22 protein-coding genes are annotated in these 25,147 nt (G+C 44.8%); 17 read left to right on the top strand and 5 right to left on the bottom strand.

Annotation, left to right across the window (positions count from 1 at the left end; translation table 11 throughout):
• Positions 1–138: 138 nt before the first annotated feature.
• The 11 genes from MKY19_RS05410 (at position 139) to MKY19_RS05360 (ending at position 11,492) form a co-directional block, all read left to right on the top strand.
• Positions 139–1,296: a phosphodiester glycosidase family protein gene (locus MKY19_RS05410; protein WP_042185401.1), complete on the top strand. Its 1,158-nt coding sequence runs from the start codon at positions 139–141 to the stop codon at positions 1,294–1,296.
• Positions 1,297–1,675: 379 nt separating this feature from the next.
• Complete coding sequence (locus tag MKY19_RS05405) at positions 1,676–2,374, top strand: response regulator transcription factor (RefSeq protein ID WP_339801010.1); 699 nt, start codon at positions 1,676–1,678, stop codon at positions 2,372–2,374.
• On the top strand, positions 2,371–3,369 hold the full coding sequence (locus tag MKY19_RS05400; RefSeq protein ID WP_339801008.1) for a sensor histidine kinase: 999 nt from the start codon (positions 2,371–2,373) through the stop codon (positions 3,367–3,369). The genes MKY19_RS05405 and MKY19_RS05400 overlap by 4 nt, the downstream gene beginning before the upstream one ends.
• A 222-nt stretch (positions 3,370–3,591) precedes the next feature.
• Positions 3,592–4,362 carry an ABC transporter ATP-binding protein gene (locus tag MKY19_RS05395; RefSeq protein WP_076299208.1) on the top strand — a complete coding sequence of 257 codons (771 nt, stop codon included), beginning with the start codon at positions 3,592–3,594 and terminating at the stop codon, positions 4,360–4,362.
• Positions 4,337–6,283 carry an ABC transporter permease gene (locus MKY19_RS05390; protein WP_339801004.1) on the top strand — a complete coding sequence of 649 codons (1,947 nt, stop codon included), beginning with the start codon at positions 4,337–4,339 and terminating at the stop codon, positions 6,281–6,283. The genes MKY19_RS05395 and MKY19_RS05390 overlap by 26 nt, the downstream gene beginning before the upstream one ends.
• Positions 6,284–6,288: 5 nt before the next feature.
• Positions 6,289–7,245: a DUF418 domain-containing protein gene (locus MKY19_RS05385; protein WP_339801000.1), complete on the top strand. Its 957-nt coding sequence runs from the start codon at positions 6,289–6,291 to the stop codon at positions 7,243–7,245.
• An 86-nt stretch (positions 7,246–7,331) separates the two neighbouring features.
• Complete coding sequence (locus MKY19_RS05380) at positions 7,332–8,288, top strand: YafY family protein (RefSeq protein ID WP_339800996.1); 957 nt, start codon at positions 7,332–7,334, stop codon at positions 8,286–8,288.
• A 101-nt stretch (positions 8,289–8,389) separates the two neighbouring features.
• Positions 8,390–8,848 carry an SRPBCC domain-containing protein gene (locus tag MKY19_RS05375; protein WP_339269162.1) on the top strand — a complete coding sequence of 153 codons (459 nt, stop codon included), beginning with the start codon at positions 8,390–8,392 and terminating at the stop codon, positions 8,846–8,848.
• A 274-nt stretch (positions 8,849–9,122) separates the two neighbouring features.
• Positions 9,123–9,377: a FeoA family protein gene (locus tag MKY19_RS05370; RefSeq protein WP_042185387.1), complete on the top strand. Its 255-nt coding sequence runs from the start codon at positions 9,123–9,125 to the stop codon at positions 9,375–9,377.
• Positions 9,374–10,105 (top strand): FeoB small GTPase domain-containing protein, encoded by a 732-nt coding sequence (locus tag MKY19_RS05365; RefSeq protein WP_339800991.1) that lies wholly within the window; start codon positions 9,374–9,376, stop codon positions 10,103–10,105. The genes MKY19_RS05370 and MKY19_RS05365 overlap by 4 nt, the downstream gene beginning before the upstream one ends.
• Positions 10,083–11,492 carry a nucleoside recognition domain-containing protein gene (locus MKY19_RS05360; RefSeq protein WP_339269158.1) on the top strand — a complete coding sequence of 470 codons (1,410 nt, stop codon included), beginning with the start codon at positions 10,083–10,085 and terminating at the stop codon, positions 11,490–11,492. The genes MKY19_RS05365 and MKY19_RS05360 overlap by 23 nt, the downstream gene beginning before the upstream one ends.
• A gap of 531 nt (positions 11,493–12,023) precedes the next feature.
• On the opposite strand, the gene MKY19_RS05355 is transcribed toward MKY19_RS05360, so the two are convergent.
• Both MKY19_RS05355 and MKY19_RS05350 read right to left on the bottom strand, forming a co-directional pair.
• Positions 12,024–12,707 (bottom strand): hypothetical protein, encoded by a 684-nt coding sequence (locus MKY19_RS05355; RefSeq protein WP_339269156.1) that lies wholly within the window; start codon positions 12,705–12,707, stop codon positions 12,024–12,026.
• Positions 12,708–12,840: 133 nt separating this feature from the next.
• Positions 12,841–14,250: a PLP-dependent aminotransferase family protein gene (locus tag MKY19_RS05350; RefSeq protein WP_339800987.1), complete on the bottom strand. Its 1,410-nt coding sequence runs from the start codon at positions 14,248–14,250 to the stop codon at positions 12,841–12,843.
• A gap of 161 nt (positions 14,251–14,411) precedes the next feature.
• Here MKY19_RS05350 and MKY19_RS05345 point away from each other — a divergent pair, with 161 nt between their 5' ends.
• The 4 genes from MKY19_RS05345 to glpX all read left to right on the top strand — a co-directional run bounded on the left by MKY19_RS05345 (position 14,412) and on the right by glpX (position 17,999).
• Complete coding sequence (locus MKY19_RS05345) at positions 14,412–15,344, top strand: EamA family transporter (protein ID WP_042185373.1); 933 nt, start codon at positions 14,412–14,414, stop codon at positions 15,342–15,344.
• A 142-nt stretch (positions 15,345–15,486) separates the two neighbouring features.
• The gene (locus tag MKY19_RS05340; RefSeq protein ID WP_149646549.1) at positions 15,487–16,143 is read left to right on the top strand and encodes a helix-turn-helix transcriptional regulator; all 657 of its coding nucleotides are present in this window, start codon (positions 15,487–15,489) and stop codon (positions 16,141–16,143) included.
• 18 nt (positions 16,144–16,161) lie between these two features.
• A complete protein-coding gene (locus MKY19_RS05335) occupies positions 16,162–16,962 on the top strand; it encodes a pyruvate, water dikinase regulatory protein (RefSeq protein ID WP_170880255.1) in 801 nt (266 codons plus the stop codon).
• Positions 16,963–17,003: 41 nt separating this feature from the next.
• The gene (glpX, locus tag MKY19_RS05330; RefSeq protein WP_076283979.1) at positions 17,004–17,999 is read left to right on the top strand and encodes a class II fructose-bisphosphatase; all 996 of its coding nucleotides are present in this window, start codon (positions 17,004–17,006) and stop codon (positions 17,997–17,999) included.
• 86 nt (positions 18,000–18,085) lie between these two features.
• On the opposite strand, the gene MKY19_RS05325 is transcribed toward glpX, so the two are convergent.
• On the bottom strand, positions 18,086–18,754 hold the full coding sequence (locus MKY19_RS05325) for a general stress protein (RefSeq protein ID WP_339269149.1): 669 nt from the start codon (positions 18,752–18,754) through the stop codon (positions 18,086–18,088).
• A gap of 202 nt (positions 18,755–18,956) precedes the next feature.
• On the opposite strand from MKY19_RS05325, the gene MKY19_RS05320 reads away from it, so the two are divergent.
• Both MKY19_RS05320 and MKY19_RS05315 read left to right on the top strand, forming a co-directional pair.
• Positions 18,957–19,805, top strand: a complete 849-nt coding sequence (locus MKY19_RS05320; RefSeq protein WP_076299197.1) for an AraC family transcriptional regulator — start codon at positions 18,957–18,959, stop codon at positions 19,803–19,805.
• A 91-nt stretch (positions 19,806–19,896) separates the two neighbouring features.
• Positions 19,897–20,889 carry an aldo/keto reductase gene (locus MKY19_RS05315; RefSeq protein ID WP_042185364.1) on the top strand — a complete coding sequence of 331 codons (993 nt, stop codon included), beginning with the start codon at positions 19,897–19,899 and terminating at the stop codon, positions 20,887–20,889.
• Positions 20,890–20,977: 88 nt separating this feature from the next.
• Here MKY19_RS05315 and MKY19_RS05310 read toward each other — a convergent pair whose 3' ends face one another.
• Together MKY19_RS05310 and MKY19_RS05305 are read right to left on the bottom strand one after the other, a co-directional pair.
• Entirely contained in the window at positions 20,978–23,533 is a 2,556-nt protein-coding gene (locus tag MKY19_RS05310; protein WP_339800982.1) for an S-layer homology domain-containing protein, read from the bottom strand.
• A gap of 147 nt (positions 23,534–23,680) precedes the next feature.
• Complete coding sequence (locus MKY19_RS05305) at positions 23,681–25,135, bottom strand: O-antigen ligase family protein (RefSeq protein WP_339800979.1); 1,455 nt, start codon at positions 25,133–25,135, stop codon at positions 23,681–23,683.
• Between the last annotated feature and the right edge of the window lie 12 nt (positions 25,136–25,147).

Here is a 25,147-nt window from a genome sequence, read left to right as displayed (position 1 = left end):
CTTGTAATGGTATCTACATTCTATCAGAATCTTTCCATGGATATTTGAAAAATGAGGTTATCCATGTTTTAGAACTTGAGGTATAATAAACCTTACCGCTTTTTACATCAGCTACAGGATAAGGAGATTTTGGTTCATATGAAAAAGTTATTGTTTCCGTTCTTTCTCGCATTTCTACTATGTTTGGTTCCGGTTTACACAGTTTGTTCCTCCACTGCAGGTGCTGCTCCGGTTCCGAAAAACACCGTGTATGTGACCAAGAATAATCACTCGTACATCCCGCTGCGTCTCTTAAATAATTTCACTGGTATACATGCTGAAATGAATGCTAGTGACAAACGTATAACCATTACGAACGCAGACACTAAGATTACACTTACTGTAGGACAAGCAGCTGCGCTAGTCAACGACAAGCCAGTTACACTAACCGATTCCGCTTTTAGTGATAACGGTACGGTATATATCCCTTTGTCCTTTATCAGCAAAACGTTGGGCTTTCAATTAGAGTGGAATCAGGAAGCCTCTTCTGTAACCCTTACTAATAACGGGATTTCATCAACGGTACCTGTACTGACTGGCGCACTTATCAAAGCAGATTCTTCCCCCGTTGTCAGTGCTAGTAAAACTTTCAAGGTGGGCGGCAGATCCTTCAAAGCCCAAACGGTTACGGTATCCCTACTGCATCCTAAAGTGAAGCTCGACGTTGTACTAGCAGGAAATACGGTGGGAAAAGTGGAAGACCTGAGCAGTCTAGCCAAGCGCAATAATGCCGTAGTGGCTATTAATGGTACGTTCTTTGATGCCTATACTAAAGGGGCCTACAAAGCTCCTTACGGTTACATGGTCAGTGGTGGAAAAATGCTCAAAAACAGCTCTGGAGATCGCCGCACGATTTTCACCTATGACAGCAATCACCTGGCCTCACTTATTCCCGGACTAGAGTTTACGAACCATTTCGCTTCCGGATCTATGGAAGGGGCGCTCCAAGCCGGACCACGTCTGCTTGTGAATGGTAAGGTATCTCTTAATGTTGCGGCAGAAGGCTTCAAAGATGCCAAAATCTTAACAGGCGGCGGAGCCCGCAGCGCACTCGGCCTCACTCGCGACCACAAGCTAATTCTGCTAACTACTGGTGGAGCTACTATCCCACAGCTCGCAGAAATGATGAAGCAGGCTGGAGCGTATCAAGCCATGAATCTGGATGGCGGCGCATCGAGCGGATTATACTACAATGGCAAATATCTCACGACCCCTGGGCGCCAGATTAGCAACGCAATTGTGGTTAAATATCAATAGAATGATCTAGCCAGCGGCACGAACGAGCGTTGTGCTAGGTTCGGCTTCTACTTCTAAGAATACTTTTTTTGATGCATCTATTGCAGTTTGTGCAATAGATGCATTCTTTTTTATAGGAAAATAGGATTCTGTTGTACTTTGTACATTAGAATTCGACCTATTTGTAATAATAAGACGTTTTGGTAACCAATTGGTTGCAGGATGTGCAATAGAATCAAATCCCAATGTCTTTTTGATAGAATCTATTGTACAAAGTCCAACTATTCCTCATATTATTTTTCGGCAGCTAGACGTCCTTTTTGCATGATTTTCCTAGTCCGTGTTACTGTATAACCGTGTGAACCACTGCATTCTTATATTTGATCAAAGGAGCACAACTATGGAGACTATTCTAATCATAGAGGACGATGCTAAGCTCGCAAGCCTACTAAGCACGTATCTATCTAAATATGAATTTCGTACGGTGATAGTAGAGGATTTCAACAGGGTACTAGAGATTTTTAATGACACCCATCCTGACCTTGTTCTGCTGGACGTTAACCTGCCTAAATACGACGGGTTTTATTGGTGTCGCCAGCTTCGCACTACCTCACTCTGCCCTATTCTTTTCATATCCGCTCGGGATAGTGGAATGGATCAGGTGATGGCGCTAGAAAATGGCGGGGATGATTACATCACCAAGCCTTTTCATTATGAAGTCGTACTTGCCAAAATCCGCAGCCATTTACGCAGAGCTTACGGCTCTTACTCACAAATTCAAGAGGAACGGACGCTCCAAGCCGGAGAACTAATTCTTTATCCTGAACGGTTTGTGATTCAATATGGCGGGCAATCCAGCGAACTGACACAGAAAGAAGCGGTTCTACTGGAAGCCTTATTGCTAAAAGAAGGACGAGTTGTTAACCGGGAGCGTCTGCTAGATCTCATGTGGAAGGATCAGCATTTCATTGATGACAATACATTAAATGTCTATATTACCCGTGTCCGCAAAAAGCTCAAGGATCTCGGTCTTGGCGATATTGTGGAAACCGTAAGAGGCGCTGGCTATCGGCTTAATGTCATTAAGGATATCTCATGAAGCTATTTTGGAGGGACCAGATTTCGCTAATCCTTTTCTATCTGTTTCAAATGCTACTTATTCCTTTGCTATATTGGCTGTCTGGTGAGAACAGACCGATCTCTATCATGCTCTATGGAATCGCTCTGAGCACCGTAGTTCTTTTACTATTTTTAGGCTACCGATATGTTCAGCACCGGAGATTGTATGCAGCATTAAGTGATCCTATGGACATGCTCCAAAAGCATCTCGTATCCTTAGGGGACACTCCACTTGCCGAAGCGATCCATGAGTTATTACAGCTTATTGACCGCCAGTATCAGGAGCAGGTAAATGGGCATGTCCGCCAAATGGATCAGCATATCGTATTCATGAACCGCTGGGTTCATCAGATGAAGACCCCACTTTCAGTCATTCAGCTTTCGCTAGAGGATCTTGAGGATGAGGCTGCTATAAGTATTCAGGAGGAATTGGAACGTCTGCGCAGAGGGCTGGAAATGGTGATTTATACTTCAAGGCTGGATCAATTTGAGGATGATTTCCAAGTGGAGCCGCTAGTTCTCAGTAAAGTGGTTAGTGAATCTGTAGCTGAGAACCGCAGGCTTTTCATCCGAAGAGGCATAAAGGTAAATATACAAATCAATCCTAACTTCACCGTATATAGTGATGCCAAATGGTTAATGTTTATGCTAACCCAAATCTTGACCAATGCTGTGAATTACACCTCCGGCAACGATAAAACCGTAATCCTTTCATCAAAGCACATCGGAACGGATTTCTTACTTAATATTACAGATCAAGGTATCGGCATTTCTCCTGAAGACCTCAAACGAGTGTTTAATCCATACTTCACCGGTGAACGTGGACGCCAATACCATGAGTCAACAGGAATGGGACTGTATCTAGTGCGAGAAATTTGCATCCGGCTAGGACATACTGTGGAGCTTCAATCTAAGCTTGGAGAAGGCACTACAGTCCAAATTACATTTCACAACAGTGACCATTTACAGAAATAAGATCGGAGGGTACTTCTAGTCATACTTAACTTATGGCTACGGAGCCCCTCTTCTTTATGTATGACCTACTCGCTTCACGTACGAACATAACCTTAAACGGGTTGTAAGATAACGTTAAGGTAAATCCATAGCAGCACATAGCCCGATCTTGTAAATTATATACATAACACGTCCCCGCTTAAGGACGGATGAAATTAGATTGTAATGGAAGGAATGATAGGAATGGATGTTTTAGAAGTCAAAGGTCTTAATAAGGTATATCCGGGCAAAGTAAAGACACAGGCCCTCACCGATATTCATCTTAGCATTGAAAGCGGCGAATTTGTTGGCATCATGGGCCCCTCAGGGAGCGGCAAAACCACTCTGCTTAACATGGTGTCTACCATCGATCAGCCCTCCTCAGGTGAGGTGAATATCAACGGCAGCAATCCTTATCTTTTGAACAAAAAAGACCTTGCTCACTTTCGTCGCAGAGAACTCGGTTTTGTATTTCAAGACTTTAACCTCCTGGAGACTTTAACGGTAGCCGAAAATATCGTGCTTCCTCTAACGCTGGATAATCGCAAGCTCTCCGAAATGGAAGCCTTGCTGCAAAAGGTCGCTGCACGCTTGAACATTACGGAAATTTTGAATAAACGCACCTATGAAATATCCGGCGGACAACGGCAGCGGACAGCGATTGCCCGTGCCATTATTACTTCGCCTTCGATCATTCTAGCAGATGAACCCACAGGGGCACTTGATTCTAATTCCTCACGAATTGTGATGGAGTCGCTAGAGGATATTAACTGCAAAGAAGGCACTACGCTAATGCTCGTGACACATGATCCGCTGGCAGCGAGCTACTGCAATCGGATTATTTTTATAAAAGATGGGAAGCTAGCAGCCGAAATTCACCGGGGAGATAACCGCCAAGCCTTCTTCCAAAAAATTATCGACACACTTTCATTCTGGGGAGGGAATAGTCATGAACTTTCCTCAATTCGCGTTTAACAATGTGAAGCGTAATTCTCGGGCGTATTTTGCCTTTTTCTTAAGTAGTGCTTTTATGGTCATGATCTTCTTTTCATATTCCGTCTTTATTTATCATCCTGGGGTTGCCAGTATCGAGCTAGGTACAAATTCAGCCGCTGGTATGAAAATCGCTTCTTATATTGTGTTTGTCTTTGCTTTCTTTTTCGTTCTTTACTCGATTAGTGCATTTCTGAAACTTCGTAATCTGGAGTTCGGCATACTAATGATGTTAGGTGCACGTTCCGGTCAGATCAACAAACTGATTCTTATAGAAAATATGCTGATCGGACTACTGTCCATAGTAACAGGTATGTCTTTCGGCATGCTTTTATCCAAGTTATTTTTGCTGCTCAGCACGACCATTATGGGAATGGATCATTTACCCTTCTATTGGCCAGTTAAACCGCTGTTGATCACATCTATTTCGTTTATCTCACTGTTTCTGGTCATCTCTATCTTCACATTGTTATTTATCCGCAAACATCAAGTCCTTGATCTGTTAAAAGGAAGTGTTAAACCTAAAAAGGAGCCCCGTGTGTCTTGGCTGCTCTCACTCCTTGGGCTTCTGTTATTGACGGCAGGGGCACTCGCCATTCGAAAGCAATTGTCTCCAATTACGTTATTAGTTGCTGCTGTCACGGGGATCGCAGGTACCTATTTCTTCTACTCTCAGCTGTCCGTACTCGGAATACGTCTGCTTAAACTAAGCCGCAAGCGACTTTGGCGCGGAACCAACCTGTTATGGATTTCCGAGATGAGTTACAAGATCAAAGATAATGCAAGAATGCTGTTTCTTGTAACGGTTGTAACCTCGCTTGCTTGCATGGCGTCAGGATTTATTTTATCGATTAATCAAGCAAACGTAGAACTCTATAAAAATAGTCCATTCGCTATGGAGTATTCGATTTATAAACCAGGGAAAACTCCCCCTGACTTAGAACCCATTCATAATAAATTACAAAACGCTAAAATGGAGTATACAGAGAATAAAATCGAGCTAATCTCTGCCTCCATTCAGAGTCTGGGTAAAGAAGCTACCCAAAGCATTGATTTAATATCCTGGTCCCAGTTCAATCAGTTAACTTCAAAAATGGATATGTCCGAAGTTGCTCCCTTATCTGACAAAGAAGCTGTCTTACTGCTAAACCCTCAGGTGGATTCACAGAACTATACTATTAATCAAAAGATTCTGCTGAAGGTTCAAAACGATGCGGAGCTTATGCTGAAAGAGGTACGAATTCCGAAGAGCCATCCCATGGGGCAATATTCAAGCTCACTCTTAATTGTAGATGACAGCTTGTACAAGAATATCTCTTCTTCAGCAGCGAAGTACACGAGATCATATGTGAAATATCTATATAAAATCCCTGCTTGGGACGGTCCACTACCTGTGGATACCTCACCTGAAACCATCATCACCAATGAACTGATCCAGTGGAGTAGAGATTCCAACAATACCAACAATCAATATATCTCCATATTAAATGCTCGAGCAGATGATTATCTAACTACCAAACAAGGCACGGCTATGCTTAGCTTTATAGGGATCTTTATCGCGCTTATCTTCTCACTTTCTTCAGCCAGCTTCCTCTTCTTCAAGCTTCATACTGAGCTGAATGCAGATAAGCAAATGTTTAATGCCTTGTCTAAAATCGGTTTAAGCGTCAAAGAAATGTCTGCTTCTGCCACCAGACAAATCTCTGTGCTGTTCTATATTCCGATCATTGTCGCTACCATCCAGACGCTTGTCGTCATCCGACCGGTATTGAAGCAAATTAGTATCACGAATGTAACGGTACCTGTCCTAATTACATCTGGTGCATTCCTTGCTGTGCAAACTATATATTTCATCATAGCGCGATCACGCTACATACAAAGTCTCAAGAAGATGATGGTATAAAGAATATGGTGAAAAGAATCGTAACACTCGATGTGCTCCGTGGCTTTGCTCTAATGGGTATCATCTTCATAAACATTCGTCAGATGGTATTCGGTACGATGGAATTTAACTCGCTCGATTTGCAGATTATTCGTTTTCTTGATGTAGCAGTGGATCACCGATTTTTTGTGATATTCTCATTTTTATTCGGTGTTGGCTTTCAGTTATTCTTATCCCGGGCTGAAGCTAAAGGGGAGTCTAAGCCCCGTTTATTATTTCTGCGTAGGCTGTTCATTTTATTTCTAATCGGTCTGGTGCACCATTATTTCCAACCCGGTGAAACCTTGCTCATCTATGCAGTCATTGGACTGGTTCTCCTTCCTTTTTATAAGTTAAAGTCAAGTTTTGTATTGATTGCAGGCATTGTGGTCACCCTTGCAGGTCTCTACTTAGGCCCGATAGTGGTAACGTTTGGTATGTTTCTGCTTGGGCATTGGAGTGGTCTGATTGGATTATTTCAGAATCCGTCACGGTATAAGCTAGGATTACGGATCACCCAAGTGGTTTCTCTGCTGCTAATCATTCCGATGTATTTTGCGCAACAGAGTATCATGGATAAAACAGGCGCTCTGGATGTAGCTTTCGCAGTAGGCGGACTTCCAGTCAGTATTTTTTATGTGACAACGCTAACCCTACTCATGCGCCATGGAGTTGTACAGAAACTACTTGCGCCCCTAGCTTCTCTAGGCAGAATGGCTTTAACCAATTATTTATTGCAAACCGTTATTATACTAACACTATCCAATCTGCTAGATTGGCCTGGTACAGTGCATGTATCGACACAGATGATTGCAGCGGCGGCCATACTGCTTCTACAAATCATATCTAGTACCCTTATTCTCAAACGGTTCCGGATGGGACCGGTAGAATATTTATGGCGACTCGGAACTTATGGCAAAAAACGTATGGTTAAACAGCAATAAGATCCTATCGAAAGGATTCTGGCTGATCTATGAGCATTTTGCTATAGTTGAACTACTAATTTCTGCAGCAAGGAGGCTCCAGATTTATGTCCAAGGCTGATCATATGTTATCCATTCTTTGGATGCTCAAGCAGCGGGGAAGAACCGCCGGAGAACTAGCAGAAGCGTTAGAGATCAGTGTTCGGTCTGTGTACAGATACATCGATGCGTTATGCATCAGTGGTGTACCCGTTATTGCGGATAGCGGGCCTGGTGGCGGTTACAGCTTACCAGAGCATTTTATTGAGGCTCCATTATTCTTTGACTCCGAAGAGCAGCGTGCCCTTCTACAAGCTTCTTCTTTTGCCAGGGGGACCGGATATCCTTATGTTGAAGCTCTGGACCGAGCCCTATCCAAGTTGAAAAGATACAGCAATGCCCAGCAATTAGAACAAATGGAGCGCCATGAGAATGGCATTGAGACGATCCATTCTCCTTCCCCGCCGCTTAGCCATCTGATTCAAGAATTGGAATTGGGGACAGCGAATGGATACACCCTGCAAATGGAATATCGTAAGGGTAATGGAGAAACCAAATCATCCCGTGCCATTGATCCTTACGGACTTGTACTCTGGAAGGGCCAATGGTACACCGTAGCTTACTGCTACGAGAGACATGAGATTCGTAGTTTCAGGGTGGATAGAATCATTGAACTGCACCGTACAGAAGCTGTGTTCGCCCGTCCTGCTGACTTCTCTGCACGTGATTTTTTGTTAAAGAGCTTACTGCCTGCACGCAATACTGAAAAGAAACTAGTTACAGTAGTCATCGCATCCGACGAGGGAGTCTTGAATGATCTATGCAGTCATTGGTTGTTCGGACATACGCTGGTACAGCGCATGGAAGGACAAGCCCGCTTTCAAGTGGACGAAACTTCTTTACTGACTTATGCACCCTATTTCTTGTTGCCTTATGGAACCACATTACGAATCATGGAGCCTTCCTCACTAAGAGAAAGACTAGCCTCCATAGCCTCCAATTTAGCAGCTCATTATAAGACATAAATTACTTTAGGATCACTGACCGTAGTTGTCAGTGATCCTTTTGTATAGTGTAAATGAGTCTGAGGGAATAAATGAACCTATAAATCAAGGAGGAATAACGAATGAAGGAACTACACTATGAATTTTATATTGGCGGAACACCTGAGCAGGTATGGGAAACCTTAATCTCTCCGGAAGCTACGAAGCAGATTTATTACGGCAGCGTTATTCGTTCAACCTTCAAAGAAGGAGAATTACTGGAATACATCGGACCGGGTGCAGATGGAGATGAAACGCTGCATGTCTATGGGACTCTGCTGGAGTTCACCCCACAAAAAGCACTGCGTTTCACACATAAGGTCGGCCCCTCCTATCATAAAGGACATGAAAGATATGAGTCGCGTATTTCTTGGCTGCTTGAACCGGTGGGCGGAACTACTAAGCTCACGCTTATCCATGATGAATGGCATCCTGAAGATCCTTCGTATGCAGGCAGCATCAGCGCTTGGTGGCAGGTTCTAAGTAATACCAAGACTTTAGTAGAGACTGGACGCACGCTTGATTTTGGAAGCTGGACGTAACTTCACGGCTAATAAAAACTTGGATTAGACTATCCCAATTAAAGACAAGCCTATAAGTAGACTCAACCTTAGCCCCTCGGCTGGAGAGCGCAAGCCTTCTTTCCGTTAGGGGCTTTTTTGAGCCTGAATTAATTTTGCCTTAAGGAAACATTTTTGTTGCAGGGACAAAGTTGTTCACATATACTAATATTGTGTCAGACCACAAGAAAAATTCCAATGCACAAAACAATAACCATAAAAATACAAATATTAATAAATGAAAGAAGGGGATCTAATGTCTGGAGCTAGTATTCCTTTATCAGAAGCGGCTAAAGGAAGCACACTGCGTATCAGCGGCATTGAAGTTCAGGGTGTGCTTAGAAGAAGATTACTGGATCTCGGGTTTGTAGTCGGTAATGCCGTTGAGGTGTTACGGCGTAGTCCCTTAGGAGATCCTATAGCTTTTCGGGTAAGCAACACGACCATTGCATTACGTAGAGAAGAAAGCTCTTTAATATTTGGAGAAGTCATCGGAGGTGTAGAAGCATGAGTCATTTCACAGTCGCTTTTGCAGGCAATCCTAACACTGGCAAAAGCACGCTTTTCAATCTGCTGACCGGCATGCGCCAGCATACAGGAAACTGGGCAGGTAAAACCGTCATTACCGCTGAAGGCGAGTTTAAGCATAAGGACCATACGTACCTCGCAGTAGATCTTCCTGGTACGTATTCGCTGTACTCGAATTCTGCTGATGAAGAAGCGGCTAGAGATTATATTATTTTTGAACAGCCCGATGTGACACTAGTTGTTCTCGACGCTACCTCGCTAGAACGAAATCTCAACCTTGCCTTGCAAGTGCTGGAGATTACCGGGCGGGCTGTAGTCTGCATCAACCTCATCGACGAAGCCCGTAAACTTGGTATCGACATCAATCTGAAACGTATTTCCAAACGTCTCGGCGTGCCTGTTGTAGCGATATCAGCTCGCAATAAAATCGGTATTGAGGCGTTATTGGATCAGGTGGAGCGAGTGGCTACAGGCGCATTCACTGCACAGCCACTGCGTATTACGTACAACGAGGAGATTGAACGAGGAATTGCAGAGCTTACACCGCTGGTAGAACAAACCATTGGCAGCAAATACCCGGCCCGCTGGATTGCATTGCGCCTGTTAGATGGTGATGACAGCCTTCTTACCTCACTTAAAGAGAATATGAAGAATAAAGAATTACCTGAAGTAAAGGAGGTCATCGGTCATGGAGTCACCGCATATCACTAAGGGATTAGATCCTCTAGATTCCTTGCTGTCCACAGCGAAAAAGCTCGCTGACGGCGGAGCGATACGGGATGAGATTGTCAGTGGTATCTATGGCGTATCCGCAGGCATCTGCGGGGATGCAGTCACCTATAAGGATAAGAAGAAGCTGAACAGCACTTATAAGCTAGATAATATCGTAACTTCAAAAATATGGGGATTCCCCATTATGCTCGCCATCCTCGGTATCGTATTCTGGATTACGATTGCCGGCGCCAACTATCCTTCAAGCTGGCTTGCTTCCTTCTTCGGCTTCATCGAAGGTTATCTCACTGCCGGATTTGAGGCGATCCATGCCCCCGCTTGGCTACACGGTGTACTTGTTCTGGGATTATATCGAGGAACCTCTTGGGTCATCAGCGTCATGCTGCCGCCAATGATGATATTTTTCCCAGTGTTTGCGCTGCTTGAGAATTTCGGGTATCTGCCGAGGGTTGCTTTTAACATGGATCGGTTGTTCAAAAAATCAGGTGGTCACGGCAAGCAAGCTTTGACCATGTCTATGGGTTTCGGCTGTAATGCCGCCGCGATCCTCTCCACCCGAATCATCGAATCGCCGCGTGAACGGATGCTCGCGATTTTGACTAACAATTTCGTTCCATGTAACGGCCGCTGGCCGACATTAATTCTATTGTCTTCCTTATTCATGGCAGGAGCGGCTACGACAGGCGCACTCCGTACCCTCACCACCGCCTCCGTACTTATGGGGATGGTGCTGATCGGCATCATCGTTACCCTGACGGTTTCCTGGGTCATGTCCAAAACTGCGCTACGCGGTGTTCCAACGCACTATACACTAGAGCTCCCGCCCTATCGTCGTCCACAAATTTGGAAGACCATACTTATTTCCTCTAAAGATAAGTCCCTTAATGTACTTACTCGTGCCATCGTCGTTGCTGCCCCTGCCGGTATTATCACTTGGATTCTTGGCAACCTGTTTGTTGGTGGAGATTCTGTCCTGAATCATATGGCTGCATTCTTCGATCCTTTTGCACACATGCTCGGCATGGATGGCTTTATCATTATGGCGTTTATTCTTGGACTTCCTGCGAATGAAATCGTACTGCCCATTCTGCTTATGGGCTATATGTCCTCAGGTGCTATGGTCGATATCGATAGCTTGGGCAGCATCAAAGATGTCTTTTTATCACATGGCTGGACTTGGCTGACCGCACTTAATATGATGTTGTTCTCCCTGCTCCACTATCCTTGCGGCACTACACTCGTGAACATCTATAAGGAGACGAAAAGCATGAAGTGGGCTGTTCTCTCAGCAGTCATCCCGCTTGGCATCGCCATTGGTGTTACGTTTGCTGTCGCTCAGCTTGCTCGGTTATTCGGGTGGGTGTGACGAAGCTTGTAGCATGAATTCATCTTACAGCAGCGAACTTTAACTGATTTCAACTTACATTAGCTAAATTTACTTTGTCTCACCTTACAACATCTAATGTTCACCGTATTTCACAAAATTCTGCCCTCCTTGAACTCATAATTAGGGAAATTCTCCCCCAAATTCGAACTTTATAAGCGCAAATTAAACTTTTTGCGGAAATTCTCCCTAATAATTAGTCGATTATAGGAAAAATAGGGCATTTCCGCAGAATTTTAGGGAGGAATTCCCCAATTATCGATCATATAGAGAAAAATACGATTAAATCAGGGAGATTCTCCCTAATTATCGATAATATCGAGTAAACCACGACAATTTTAAGAAGGATTTCACTTACTTCGAGTTTTGATGACCCGAGCTATACTTAAGCACCAGTACCCACACCGCCCACCACCTATTTAAGGTCAGCTCAAACAAATAAGCGGTCGCCCAAACAACTCCCGGGCGACCGCTTATTTCATCACGACATAACGTGAACCTACAGTTAAAGCGTTATTTCTTACGCGTTCCACCATCTCTACGACGGTAGAGTACAGCGCCAGCTATCGCTATCAAAACGATAATGATTCCACTGATCCCTACATTCACAAGTGGAAAAGAGTCACTCTCCGCAGCTGGTTTCCCCTCAACTTCAGTCGCCCCATTATTCCCAGTTTCGGATTTCGGCGAATGGTTTGATGTTACCTCCGGAGAAGCTGTAGGAGTACCTGCCGATATACTAGGTCCAAGCTCCTTCAGATCCTCTGATGCCGAGGCAAGCAGCTTCGTTCGGCTGCATAAACTGGCCTCTAATTTACCAGAGTCATCTTCGTCATTAGCATACGCATAGACGATATAACTTTCCCCTTCCACGAATTCAAACCCACAGCTGGCAGACGATAAAGCAGTACTCAAGGTAACTTTATTCCCCTTAATTCCTTTCCAGCTGGAATCGACTTCAAAGGTTACTTTTACTGGATCCGCAGATGAGATTATAGTCCCCTTTGGCTCCTTTTTGTCCACTACTTTCCCAGTAAAGACGGCTGAACTTGACTCCAGCGCCTCAAGTGGCTCCGCAGGTACAACACAGGAACACGCATAAGTAACGGAGGGACGCACCGTCAGCAAGGCCATAAATATTAACGTTATACTTAGGAACATCATAAGTGGACTGCGTAACTTAGCCTTAAACATCATAATAACCTCCTTCTTTACTCTACAGACGGAACAGAAGAAGAAAGTGTTACAACAATTTCCAAACAAGTTATACAAGTCTAATCTCTTCCATCCTAAATAGTCTTCATTAGTTCCTCATGTCTACTGTACCTACTCATAACCCCCGCGCAATTGCAATCATCCGCTGAATCCCCTCACGTAGCACCCCTTCGCTTGCAAAAGAGTAACTTATTCGAATCCTCGACTTCATCTCACCAAGAGGATCAAACAACTCTCCTGGCACAAAAGCAATCGACTGGGCCATACTTGAGGCAAACAGTCGATCCGCCGAAAGATGGTCCGGCAGCTTCACCCATAAATTCAAGCCCCCTTGCGGAGGCGTCCACTCCCACCCAGTCCCAGCCAGCTCCTCCTCTACAATCTCCTTATGCACCTGAAGTGCAATGCGTAGCTTACCGAGATGCTGTTGCAAACGTGATGACGTGTAGTAATGTAGGAATATCTTCTGGTTAAGCAGCGGAGTACCATTGTCCGCGAGTGATTTGGCCGTGATCAAGCGCTCCATAAACGGATAGCGACAAGCCACCGCACAGATCCGTAAGCCTGGGGCTACATATTTACTGAAGCTGCTAATATAGATCACCCAACCTTCGGTATCGTAAGCAAAAAAGGGCGGCGGGGGCTCCTCTTCAAAATACATATCGCGGAACGGATCATCTTCGACTAACAGACAGCGATAACGCTCGGCAAGCTCGACCAACAGTTTACGTTGCTGCGCTGGCACCGTATATCCAGTTGGGTTATGATGAGTCGGATTGATATAGAACATGCGCGGTCTATGCTTTTTCATCAGCGCTTCAACTTCCTCCAAGTCGTAGCCCATCGGAGTGATCTCCACCGGAACCAGCCTTGCCCCCTCCCGGCGAAAAATATCCATGGCCACACTGTAGGTTGGTCGCTCCACAAGCACCGTGTCCATAGGCCCGAGCACAATTCGTGCAATCAGATTGATCGCCTGCTGCGCACCTGAAGTAATAAGCAGCTCTTCCGAGGATAACTGTAGCCGATGCTTCTTCCGAAAATGACGACTAAGCGTCTCCCGTAACTCCTCATCTCCCTGAACCGAAGAGTACGTCCCCATGACCTTGGGATATAAATCGAACACTTTTTTGACATAGTCGGATAGAAAAAGATTTGGCAAAAGACCTGGATCAATCAGCGCCTGTGAGAACTGATACTTAGCAGGCATTCTCTGTATATCCGAAAGAGGATTAGTGAGCGCATAGGCAGTCACTGCTGCTCCTTTTTCTACAATAGGAACCAAGCTAACAGGCGATACGTAATAACCTGATTTATCTTTTACATAAACTTTTCCATCCTCTGTCAGCATTCTATACGCTTTGAATACTGTCAGTCGATGTACCTGTAATTCCTCCGCCAGCAGCCGTATAGAAGGAAGCTTATCATGTGCCCCCCACTCCCCTCGCTCCATGCGATTCACTAGAAATTCATATACCTGCCGAAACAAGGGATGATTATTCTCCACGCTCGCTGACTTTTTCACCTCACTGCAACTCCTCTCCGAACAACTCCTATTTACAGTATTGTACACGATTTTCGAAGTCATCTGTTCTATTCAACATCATCTGTTCTGTGTTCTCCCCTATATGATTAACGAACTGGTTCAAGGATCGTTATATACACACACTAAAGGGGACTTTCAAAATGATCTTATTCGCTTATGCACTTGTATGTCTGATCTTCGGCACGACCTTTCTAGCTATCAAAATCGGTGTGGATGCCGGTGCGCCGCCCTTCTTTTCAGCAGGCTTGCGATTTTTTGTTGCAGGCGCTGTTCTATTTCTATGGATGGTCTGGAAACGAAAAGCTAGCTTCTCCCTGCTCCTGCGTAAAGAAATGCTCTTCACCGGATCTGCGTTAACCTTTGGCACCTTTGCAGGTCTCTACTGGGCTGAACAATATGTATCTTCCGGGTTAGCAGCTGTACTCTCTGCCACAGGTCCGATCATGATTCTGTTGCTCCAAACTTCTATTCTTCGTCAAAAAGCACCTGCCATCTCCCTATATGGTTGTATCATCGGGTTGACCGGCGTACTGCTGCTCGTTCTTCCTAATCTTGTCGTTGATATTTCACCGTTATGGCTCATCGGCTGCGCAGCTGTCCTCATTGGGGAATGCTGTTACGCAGTAGGTGCGATTTATTCTAAAAAAGTAATCAACAGTATGCCTGAGGTCTCTCCAATCGCACTAAATGCAGCCCAAATGATGTATGGTGGAGTGCTGTTATTCATTCTTTCCTTAGCCACCGAAAATGTACATCCTGAGTTTCTGCTCTCTTACGAGATCGCAGGTTCACTGCTCTATCTAATCGTAATCGGCTCGATGGTCGGTCATTCGTTGTTCTACTGGCTCGTCGCTAAGACAAATCCTGTGTTTCCCTCTACCTGGCTCTATATCTCTCCACCAATTGCCGTAGGGGTTGGCTTTTTCTTTTATCATGAAGCCGTGAATTGGGTTACGATCCTCGGTGTATTCACTATCATTGCTGGGACCATCCTGGTCAATGCTGATGCCTTGAAACAATTAATGTTAAAGCGTAGGGTCCGTACATCTGCGTCAAAAAAAATGAATATATGACGTACTATATATTGCATTTATGACCACTATTGCGTATTATATAACCAAGTTAAATTAAAAACATCTATATATGACTCATATATGAAAGGAGGATTCGCTTAACGGCGCTTCTTTTCTAAAGAGGAATGCCTTTTTATCTGAAGTGGAGGGAATTGCGATCGAACTGACATCACGTCAACTAGAAATCATTGATATTGTGAACAAAAGAGCTCCGATTACCGGCGAACAGATTGCCGAATGTCTGAATTTAACACGGCCAACGATTCGCTCCGATCTCTCTGTTCTGGTTATGCTCAAATATATCGATGCTAAACCTAAAGTCGGTTACTTCCCGGGACTCAAATCATCTAATCGTCTGGGGAGCAATTATTTGTTGCAGGAGACAAAGGTAAAAGAGATTCAAAGTGTACCTATTATTATCCGTGAGACTACTACGGTTCAAGATGCCGTAGTTACGCTATTTCTACAGGATGTTGGCACCCTTATTATTTGTGACGAAGAGGGCAAGCTCACCGGTGTTGCTTCACGTAAGGATTTCCTGAAAGTAACCCTTGGCAATCCGGGTGCTGTCTCCATGCCCGTAAGCATGGTCATGACACGCCAGCCCAAAGTAGTCACAACTTCACCGGATGAGACGGTGCTTGATGCCGCACATAAAATGATTTTTCACGAGGTAGATAGTTTACCGGTAGTTGTTCCCAGCGTCACAGAAGACAATGGTACGAAACTGGATGTCATAGGACGCTTGACGAAAACTGCTATCGTAAAACTTCTCCTCGAACTAGAAGCCAAAGGATAACAGGAGGAATTCATGAGCATCGAGCAATCTTCCAACCTAATAACGATCTGCTCAGATTCTATAGGAGATACGGCGGAAGCTGTCGTGCAGGCCGTCATTCATCAATTCCAGAATCAGCAGATCACCATCAAAAGATACGGGAACATTAGACATGAAGATGAGCTCCGGAAGCTTATGGAAGAAGCCGCGCAGCATAAAGGTTTTGTCGTCTATACGCTGGTGCAACCGGAGCTAAGAGAAATGATTAAAGAAGAGGCTGTACGGCTTGACCTTCGTATCGTCGATATCATGGGCCCAATGATGCAAGCTTTCATTGATACGTTTGACGACGCTCCTCAACAGCGACCGGGTTTATTGCACCAGCTTGATGAGAACTACTTCCGCCGTATGGAGGCTATCGAATTCACAGTTGCCTGTGATGATGGTCGCGATCTCGGCGCTATGCTGAAGGCCGATATCGTTCTACTAGGGATGTCCCGTACTTCAAAAACACCACTTAGTATCTTTTTGGCCCATCGGGGGAAAAAGGTCGTTAACTATCCGATTATTCCAGAAATTGCTCCTCCGCAAGAGCTGCTAAGCTTGCCGTCGAACCGACTGATCGGACTAACCATGAAGCCGGAGTATATGCTGAAGATTCGCTCCGAGCGGCTGAAGGTGCTTGGGTTACCGACTGGCTCCCAATATGCAAGTCTGGAGCGGATTACAGAGGAGATGGAATATGCCTCTTCTCTGTTCAATAAGCTAGGCTGTCCTGTAATCGATATTACCGACAAAGCTATAGAAGAAACCGCTGGTATTATTATGGGTTATATCTAACATTCAGTTAAAATTTATGGGATGTACTGGAGGGAATTAGAATGGATCGCGAACTGGCTCTTGAGATTGTACGGGTAACTGAACTAGGTGCATTATCCTCAGCTCGCTGGATCGGGCGGGGAGATAAAAATGCGGCAGATGATGCAGCCACGACTGCCATCCGCTCCATGTTTGATTCTGTCTCCATCGACGGAACGGTCGTCATTGGTGAAGGAGAGATGGATGATGCTCCAATGCTCTATATTGGCGAGAAAGTCGGGAATCAAAAGGGCCCGTCTGTCGATGTAGCCGTCGATCCTCTGGAAGGCACTGAAGTGGTGGCCTGTGGTCTTCACAATGCCCAATCCGTGATTGCCATAGCAGATAAGGGCAGCCTGCTGCATGCTCCAGACATTTATATGGAGAAACTCGCTTGCGGTCCTGAGCTTGCCGGGAAGCTTAGTCTTGAAGACCCTGTGGAGGTCACTCTCCAGAAAGCATGCCTCTTCAGTGGCAAGTCCCTCTCCGAGCTAACTGTAATGGTACTTGACCGCAAACGGCATGAGCAGCTCATTCATAGTCTTCGAGAAGCGGGTGTACGGATTAAGCTACTCGGTCACGGCGATGTGGCTGGCGCTATTGCGGCAGCCCTGCCGGATAGCGATGTCGATTTGTACATGGGCTCGGGCGGAGCACCTGAAGGCGTCCTTGCAGCTGCCGCACTGAAATGTCTTGGTGGAGAAATGCAGGGCCGTTTGCTTCCCGATGGACCTCTTGAGCAGCAGCGCTGCGTCCGTATGGGAATCTCTAATCCTACACGAGTGTTATACATGGAGGACATGGTTGGCACAGGCGACGTACTCTTTGCCGCCACTGGCGTAACCTCAGGTGAATTTCTGAACGGTGTCCGTTTTATCGGCAAAGAGCGCGCTGAGACGCATTCGGTCATCATGCGGGCACAGAGTCGAACAATCCGCTACATCCGTAGCATTCATTTCCTGCCTGGCAAAGAAATACCGGATGGACTAACCGTTAGACAGAATGTTGCCTCTTTATAGCATTACACAAAAAAACAGGCTATCTCACCAGCTCACCCTTGGCTAGTGAAATAGTCTGTTTTTATTACTAAATAGATAATCATCTCTTATTTATTTCTAATGCGCTCACTAGCTAAGGTATCCATAGCATCCAAGGTTCCGGTAGCTTGAGCTAGATTTCTCGCCTCTTGTTGATCAGCTGCCCGGAGCGCATCACTTTCCTTTACACTGCCATCATAATTTCGATTCTCAGCTGTATTCATATTCGCAATATCCTCAAAACGGTCCGCATTCAGACTATTATGCTGTACGAAGATCCGCTTCACTTCTTCCTCTTTCTGCTCGCCCTCCACATCCACCATTACAAGAATATGGCCTTCATCTACATAGTTATCGTACCGCTTGGCTTCCTCTTCAGGAATGCCAAGTCCAATAAGACCGCCAACTAATCCACCGCTGCCTGCACCTATTGCCGCTCCAGCAAGTGTTGCCGCAAGCGGTCCGGCTGCAATGATCGGTCCGATGCCTGGAATAGCCAGAGCGCCTATCCCCATCAAGAGCCCAGTTAATCCACCCAGCAGACCACCCGTAGCTGCACCAGTAGCTATTCCTTCCGGCGCTTGGGTCCCTGATTCATCTCTAAGCGTATCCGCACTCTCTGAATTTCTCGCGATAATCGATATGTCCTCTGTTCTGCAGCCTTGACGTTTCAACTCTTCAATAGCCCTCGAAGCTTCGTATTCGGCAGCAAAGACACCCACTATTCTCTTATTCATCTCCATTACCTCCTAGTGATCGAAGTTAGCTCATACGTTCAGCTTCATAGCTTACTTAACCAAACTGGGCAGGGATAAACTTCTATCTCAGAATTCATAAAGTATTCCAAGTAATGTCCCTGCTAAAATATACTGTATAATAAAAGAAGACGGGCAAATTTGCCCTTGGTTAACTCTATAAAAGAAAGAGACTGAAGCATTCATGGCGATATTTAATTATAATTCTGAGCGTCCCTTCAGAGGTAATCCCGATCTGCATCTCCATTACTGGGGGCGGGAGCAGTGTCTACCTGGGCATTTTTTCGGACCCGGAGTTCGTGACGTGTACAAAATACATTTCATTCATGAGGGAACTGGAAAGGTATCTGTAGGTGAACAAACCCATATCCTGCAAGCGGGACAAGCTTTTCTTACCTACCCTCATATCGTTACTTCTTATGCAGCGGACCTGACCAATCCTTGGATCTATTCCTGGGTAGCCTTTACCGGAGAACAGGTATCATATATTTTATCCAAAACCTCCTTGACCCCTGAGCAGCCAATCTTCCCGATGGATAAACAGCTTATGCCTAATCTCTACGAACGCCTGACAGAAGCAGCCGACAATTCGGATTGTCTTGACCTGCCGCTAAAAGCGATCATGTATGAGTTTTTCTCCCTCTTGCTACAAGCGGTGCCAGCTGTTCCGGATGTACTACCTTTACCGCGTCAAAAGAGTATTTACGTCGAGCAAAGTCTCCACTTTTTGCATACACATTATTGTGAGAACATTTCGGTGGAAATGCTGTCTTCTTCTCTCAAGCTGGATCGCAAATATTTATCATCCTTGTTCAAACGGACCATTGGTATGCCACCACAGCAGTATTTATTGAATTACCGTATCGCTAAAGCATGCGAGCTTCTGACAGAAACCCTCTGTACTATCGGTGAGATCTCGCGTTCCGTCGGCTATCAGGACCCCTTACTCTTTTCGCGAATGTTCAAGAAGGTGAAAGGTTGTTCTCCAAAAGAATACCGTATCCGTCATCTCGAAAATGACATTGTGCTATAAACTTCTTCCTTGCTGACATACGTTTGTCCGGGATCTTTCGCTACAATAAGGACGTAACGTAATCAGAAATAAGTCTTTTTAGGAGGAAATAATGATGTATAACGCAAGCGCTACCAGATATGACAATATGAAATATAACCGCACTGGAAAAAGCGGTCTACTCCTTCCGGCGATCTCGCTAGGACTTTGGCATAACTTTGGCGGAAACGACTTATTCGAGAATGGTCGCGCCATGGCAAGGAGAGCTTTCGATCTTGGAATCACTCATTTTGATCTCGCTAATAACTACGGTCCTCCAGCTGGCTCCGCAGAAGAAAGCTTTGGTCAAATCCTTAAGAAGGATCTTGCTCCTTATCGTGATGAAATGGTCATCTCGACTAAAGCCGGATATTATATGTGGGCCGGTCCTTATGGCGAATGGGGCTCCAAGAAATATCTCGTCTCCAGTCTAGACCAAAGCTTGAAACGTATGGGCCTTGATTATGTAGATATTTTCTATCACCACCGTCCAGATCCGAATACACCACTGGAAGAGACTATGGCTGCGCTGGATCTTATTGTACGTCAAGGTAAAGCGCTGTATGTTGGGATTTCGAATTACAACCCTGAACAGACACGCGAAGCGGCACAAATTCTGCGTCGACTTGGAACGCCATGCCTGATTCATCAACCTAACTACTCCATGATGTCCCGCTGGATTGAAGATGGCTTGCAGGATGTATTAACTGAGGAGGGTATCGGATCGATTGTGTTCTCTCCACTACAAGGAGGCATTCTGACCGACCGCTATCTTAACGGAATTGCTCCTGATTCTCGCGCTGCTGGACCAAGTGTATTCCTGTCCGAAGATGCCATTACGGAAGAGAAGATCGCTAAAGTTCGCAAACTGAACGAGATTGCTGCTGCACGTGGACAAAAAATGTCTCAGCTAGCGTTGTCTTGGGTACTCCGGGGAGGTAAAGTCACTTCTGCTCTGATCGGCGCAAGTAAGGTGAGCCAGATTGAAGATGCAGTCGCTTCCTTGAATGCACCGGAGCTAAGCGCAGAAGAGCTGGAGCAAATCGAGACGATTTTGCGAGGATAATTATAGATTAAACCATAAAGACGGCCAATGAGGTCAGGCAGCTTAAGCTGCTCTGGATTTCATTGGCCGTCTTTTTAAACATTTTAGATTAGAGTTTAGAAATCAATTGTACCGCTTCAGCACGGGTAGCATTCTTATGAGGCTCGAGCTTATTGCCGTTGCTTCCTTGCAAGAATCCAAGCTTCTGTGCGGCAGTAGCATAAGGCTTAGCCCACTCTGCGATATCCGAACCATCAGCAAACGGACGATCTGACTCTCCTGCATTCAAGGTCGTGTTGTTCTTGTAGACATAAGCCTTCATCAACATCACAACCATTTCCTGACGGGAAATCGTACGCTCAGGCGCAAACTTCGCCTCTGACTGGCCGCTAACAATTCCCGCTTCAGTTACTGCTGCTACTTCATCCGCATACCACTTGGAAGAAGCTACATCAGCAAACCGACTTGCTCCAGTGGCTTTCAAGTTCAATTTACGAGCAATAAAAGCTGCAAATTCAGCGCGTGTAACCTGCTGATTCGGTGAGAAGGTAGTGTCGCTTGTTCCAGTTACCACCTGCTGTGCTACCATAGATTTGATCACTTGAGATGCCCAATGTGTAGAAGGAACATCACTAAACGATTTATCATATTGCAGTACGGCATATTTGCTGAAGTGACTAATAACTACTGTTATATAGCCATTATCCAGCTGGCCACCAATATATTGTAGTTCCCCTTGTTCACTCAAGTAATAGACACCCGTCAATTTCGAGTTACTACCTTCGTTCACTTTCAACTTCAGGGTAATTGGAGCATTAAACTGAGTAAGCTTTGTCTCTTTACCGTCTGTCGTAAGGAGTGACAACGTAAAGTCATAAGCTACACCAGCTACTGTAATTACAGTATTCGCTGATTTTCCTGTAATCTTGGCGATATCTTCAGCACTTATCGGAGTGAATCCTACTGAGATTCTCGCATTTTTCAATTGCTCTGCTGAAATGGAACCCTTCAGCTGTTCCAAAACCGAACCCGGAATTTGGAGTGATACATCATCTTTTGTTACAATTAGTGCATTGTCTTTATTAATTACAGCTGTTGCAACAGGTAGTAATAATTGTTTGACGTCAGTTGCAACGGAAACCGTCACCTTGTTGTTCTCACTCTTTAATACAGTGTTGAGAGGCTTAGTGACTCCAGCTTTGTCGACCACACTTAGGACAGGAGCTGTAGTCGTTGTATCGGTTACGGTTGGAGTTCCACCGCCACCTCCACCAGGACTACCTGGATTACTAGGTCCACTAGGGTTACCAGAAGCCAACGGAACTGGGAAGATGTAGGCTTGTAAAGAGCGATTTCCGACTTTATCTACAGCAGCAACGTTGACATGATATGTTGTGCCATTCGTTAATCCCTCAATTTTATAGCTAGTTTGATGAATGGGCTTCTCTGTAAGCAGCTTACCATCAAGCCATACCAAATATCCGTCCAAATCCGCTTCCTTATTACTCTCCCATGTTACATATAAACCACCATCGCCAGATGCTTTTAGCTCTGTAGGCTTGGCAGGAGCATATGGATCACCTATAACGATATTGTTTGCTGAGTATCTGTAGTCATAAGAATATTCATTAACATTCTTGTTATATACATCCACGTACAAATAGGCACTGAATTTGCGAGAATTCGCATCAGGCAGCTTAATCTCTTTACCGGAAGCTGACGAACTGAGTCTCAACGTATACTGTTTATCCATTTTAAGTTCTTCATCGAAAATAAAGAAGAAATAACCATCAAAATTATGAAGATAATTTACCGAAATGATAGCTCCATCATCTGCGACCAATTCAAAATCAGAAGCATTAACTTCATTTTTATCGACCGTTAATTGCGAAAACTTACCTTCTGAATAAACACCCCCGAAAGAAAGTTGTAAGCTATTCCAACCTTTTGTTGTTCCATTTTGCGAATCACCCGATAACTTCAAGGTAGCGATCTCATCACTAGGTTGAAGCGCATATCCAGCCTCTTTTCCACTAAAAAGAAATTCAGCCTCATTCATGGCTCCTGAAACACGTAAAGTACGGGGCGTGGAATAAGCAGACTCTCGCCCCAACAAATCTACTGTAGTAACCTTGAATTCTTGCATGGAATGATAAGGTAGATCGGGAATCGTAACATATGTCTCTTTAGTCGTTGCAATCAGCTTATCTTTGCTATAAACATTGTAAAATAAGATTCCTATACTGTTTGGTTTTTCCCAAGAAATATGGACATCCGCTGAGCTTTTATCAATATTAATCCATGAGCCCCAAGACTGAATAATTGGAGGCAATGGTTCATCTGCAAACGAATACACATCACCCGTCACACTTGCAGCAAAATCTTTTGTATCCCCCGCCGTAACGATGGCATTCCCTGGCTGTAGACCTGGAGCAATAGTTCCTTTAACATCAGCCCAATATAGATTATTACTTTCGGAATGATATACCTCTCCGAGTACCGACGAAGGTACTTGATATTTCTCTCCTCCTTGATCCAGAACTAAATCAATGTCCTTCTGATCAGAGTAAATAACCCCGGAAATTTCACCTGTTGTTGCGTTATAGTACACTTTCAGCATACTAGCAGCATAGGTCAATACCGGGGCCGTTAAGGTTAGCAGCATTAGAACTGCTAGTGAAGCGCTAATTTTGCGAATGGTGTTCCGCAGATAAACTCCTCCTATTTTAAATATGTATGCGTTGGAAATATTTCCCTATATTAAGGTAGAATCTAACAAATAACAATGTATTTTTTCATATAAACCATGCTATTATCGACTATTCTCCACTTTCTTCAACATCTCTATATACCTTCTATTGTCCGGAGTCATAGAGGAGGCGATTGTGAGTTCTTCTATAGCCCTTTCTAGGTGCGCCTTGCTCCCTTCCAATTGCGCTAGATGCGAATAAAAATCTGCGAATTGATAATGCACCTCATGAGACCACGGAAGAATTTCTTCTGCGGATTGCAAGTTTTTTTCTGCCTTACTCCAGTTGCCCTCAGATATTGCCGATTCTCCCTTGACAAGTTGCGTATATCCAACAATCATCCAAACCAAACAGCAAGAAATGATAGTTCCTAATATGGCACAAGATACAAATAACAATCGTTTTAGTTGAAACTCCTTCTGCTTATATCCCTCCATCTCCATACTGGTCAGCAACATAATAAACAACCCGAATACGAGAGGATATGCCAGATCAATATCGAATGCCAGATGGGCACAGAATAGTAACAATGCTAGGATTACCTCAACACCTTTTCGTCCTTGACGCATTGCCGCATTTAACGCAGAACCAATCATAGCGATGAACACCAATACCCCGAACACTCCGGCATCCAATGCAACCTGCAAAAATTGTTGATGTACATATTTTACATACACAGACGGGTATAAAATTGCAAAACCGCCACCGCCAATACCTGCCAGCCAATGCTCTTTCCATAACTGAAAAGCATCTGACCAATAAATACGGCGTAACTCAAACTCCGAAGCATTCCAAGTCATTTCTCGGACGCTTCCACCGCTGTTCATGATCATTCCTGCAACAATCACCAGGATTAGAACGATTAGCGCTCCACCACCTAACAGCGCTGTAGGTTTGTTCTTCCTATTTATGCATACAAAGGCGATGGCCCCCATCACAACCAGGATCAGTACCGCTCTAGAGCCCGACAATAATAATCCACATAGCTGTATTAAACACAGCACAACATACTTTTTTTGATTTGAACGCATAAAAGCACGCCAGCCTGCTGCCATTCCCGCAGCAACAATCACAGCAAAAACATTCGCATATCCCAGCGTCGATTCCAGCCGTCCCTCCCGAAATAAACCAAAGACCAGCCCCCAAAGAGTTAATCCTGCGCCACTCCAGACCCAAGTCACCCAGATCTGATCACGCCTTTTCCCAGAGAGACTTGAGAATAATAAGGATACGGGCAAGAGCAAGGAGACCTTGATCGCTTCCAGCACAGCCTGTTCTTGATCAACAGCACTTCCTACTGCAAGCCAATATAACAGAATGAATGCAAGTAAGAAGCCATGGATCGGTAGAAGCGTAAGCTTTCTAGCATTAAAAATATACAGGGCCGTTACTCCATAGAGCACAGCAGACAACGCCAAAAAGGAACGGGTATAAAAATACCCCGCTCCTATAGATCCAGCAACAATAAAAATAAGTAAGGTGTAAAAAGGTAGCTTTTCAAGTTTAAGTGTTGTCATCAGAACTACTCT

Source organism: Paenibacillus sp. FSL R5-0744, from assembly GCF_037972555.1.
Classification (GTDB): Bacteria; Bacillota; Bacilli; order Paenibacillales; family Paenibacillaceae; genus Paenibacillus_AQ.
The sequence above is the reverse complement of the archived record's forward strand: the minus strand, read 5'-3'. Positions and strand labels throughout refer to the sequence as shown.

Coding starts and splice junctions, on each gene's coding strand:
- MKY19_RS05365 (WP_339800991.1), top strand. CDS start 9,374: ATGAGTCATTTCACAGTCGCTTTTGCAGGCAATCCTAACACTGGCAAA.
- MKY19_RS05325 (WP_339269149.1), bottom strand. CDS start 18,754: ATGAATAAGAGAATAGTGGGTGTCTTTGCTGCCGAATACGAAGCTTCG.
- MKY19_RS05395 (WP_076299208.1), top strand. CDS start 3,592: ATGGATGTTTTAGAAGTCAAAGGTCTTAATAAGGTATATCCGGGCAAA.
- glpX (WP_076283979.1), top strand. CDS start 17,004: ATGGATCGCGAACTGGCTCTTGAGATTGTACGGGTAACTGAACTAGGT.
- MKY19_RS05360 (WP_339269158.1), top strand. CDS start 10,083: ATGGAGTCACCGCATATCACTAAGGGATTAGATCCTCTAGATTCCTTG.
- MKY19_RS05405 (WP_339801010.1), top strand. CDS start 1,676: ATGGAGACTATTCTAATCATAGAGGACGATGCTAAGCTCGCAAGCCTA.
- MKY19_RS05385 (WP_339801000.1), top strand. CDS start 6,289: ATGGTGAAAAGAATCGTAACACTCGATGTGCTCCGTGGCTTTGCTCTA.
- MKY19_RS05320 (WP_076299197.1), top strand. CDS start 18,957: ATGGCGATATTTAATTATAATTCTGAGCGTCCCTTCAGAGGTAATCCC.
- MKY19_RS05400 (WP_339801008.1), top strand. CDS start 2,371: ATGAAGCTATTTTGGAGGGACCAGATTTCGCTAATCCTTTTCTATCTG.
- MKY19_RS05305 (WP_339800979.1), bottom strand. CDS start 25,135: ATGACAACACTTAAACTTGAAAAGCTACCTTTTTACACCTTACTTATT.
- MKY19_RS05345 (WP_042185373.1), top strand. CDS start 14,412: ATGATCTTATTCGCTTATGCACTTGTATGTCTGATCTTCGGCACGACC.
- MKY19_RS05355 (WP_339269156.1), bottom strand. CDS start 12,707: ATGATGTTTAAGGCTAAGTTACGCAGTCCACTTATGATGTTCCTAAGT.
- MKY19_RS05390 (WP_339801004.1), top strand. CDS start 4,337: ATGAACTTTCCTCAATTCGCGTTTAACAATGTGAAGCGTAATTCTCGG.
- MKY19_RS05380 (WP_339800996.1), top strand. CDS start 7,332: ATGTCCAAGGCTGATCATATGTTATCCATTCTTTGGATGCTCAAGCAG.
- MKY19_RS05410 (WP_042185401.1), top strand. CDS start 139: ATGAAAAAGTTATTGTTTCCGTTCTTTCTCGCATTTCTACTATGTTTG.
- MKY19_RS05375 (WP_339269162.1), top strand. CDS start 8,390: ATGAAGGAACTACACTATGAATTTTATATTGGCGGAACACCTGAGCAG.
- MKY19_RS05315 (WP_042185364.1), top strand. CDS start 19,897: ATGATGTATAACGCAAGCGCTACCAGATATGACAATATGAAATATAAC.
- MKY19_RS05370 (WP_042185387.1), top strand. CDS start 9,123: ATGTCTGGAGCTAGTATTCCTTTATCAGAAGCGGCTAAAGGAAGCACA.
- MKY19_RS05310 (WP_339800982.1), bottom strand. CDS start 23,533: ATGCTGCTAACCTTAACGGCCCCGGTATTGACCTATGCTGCTAGTATG.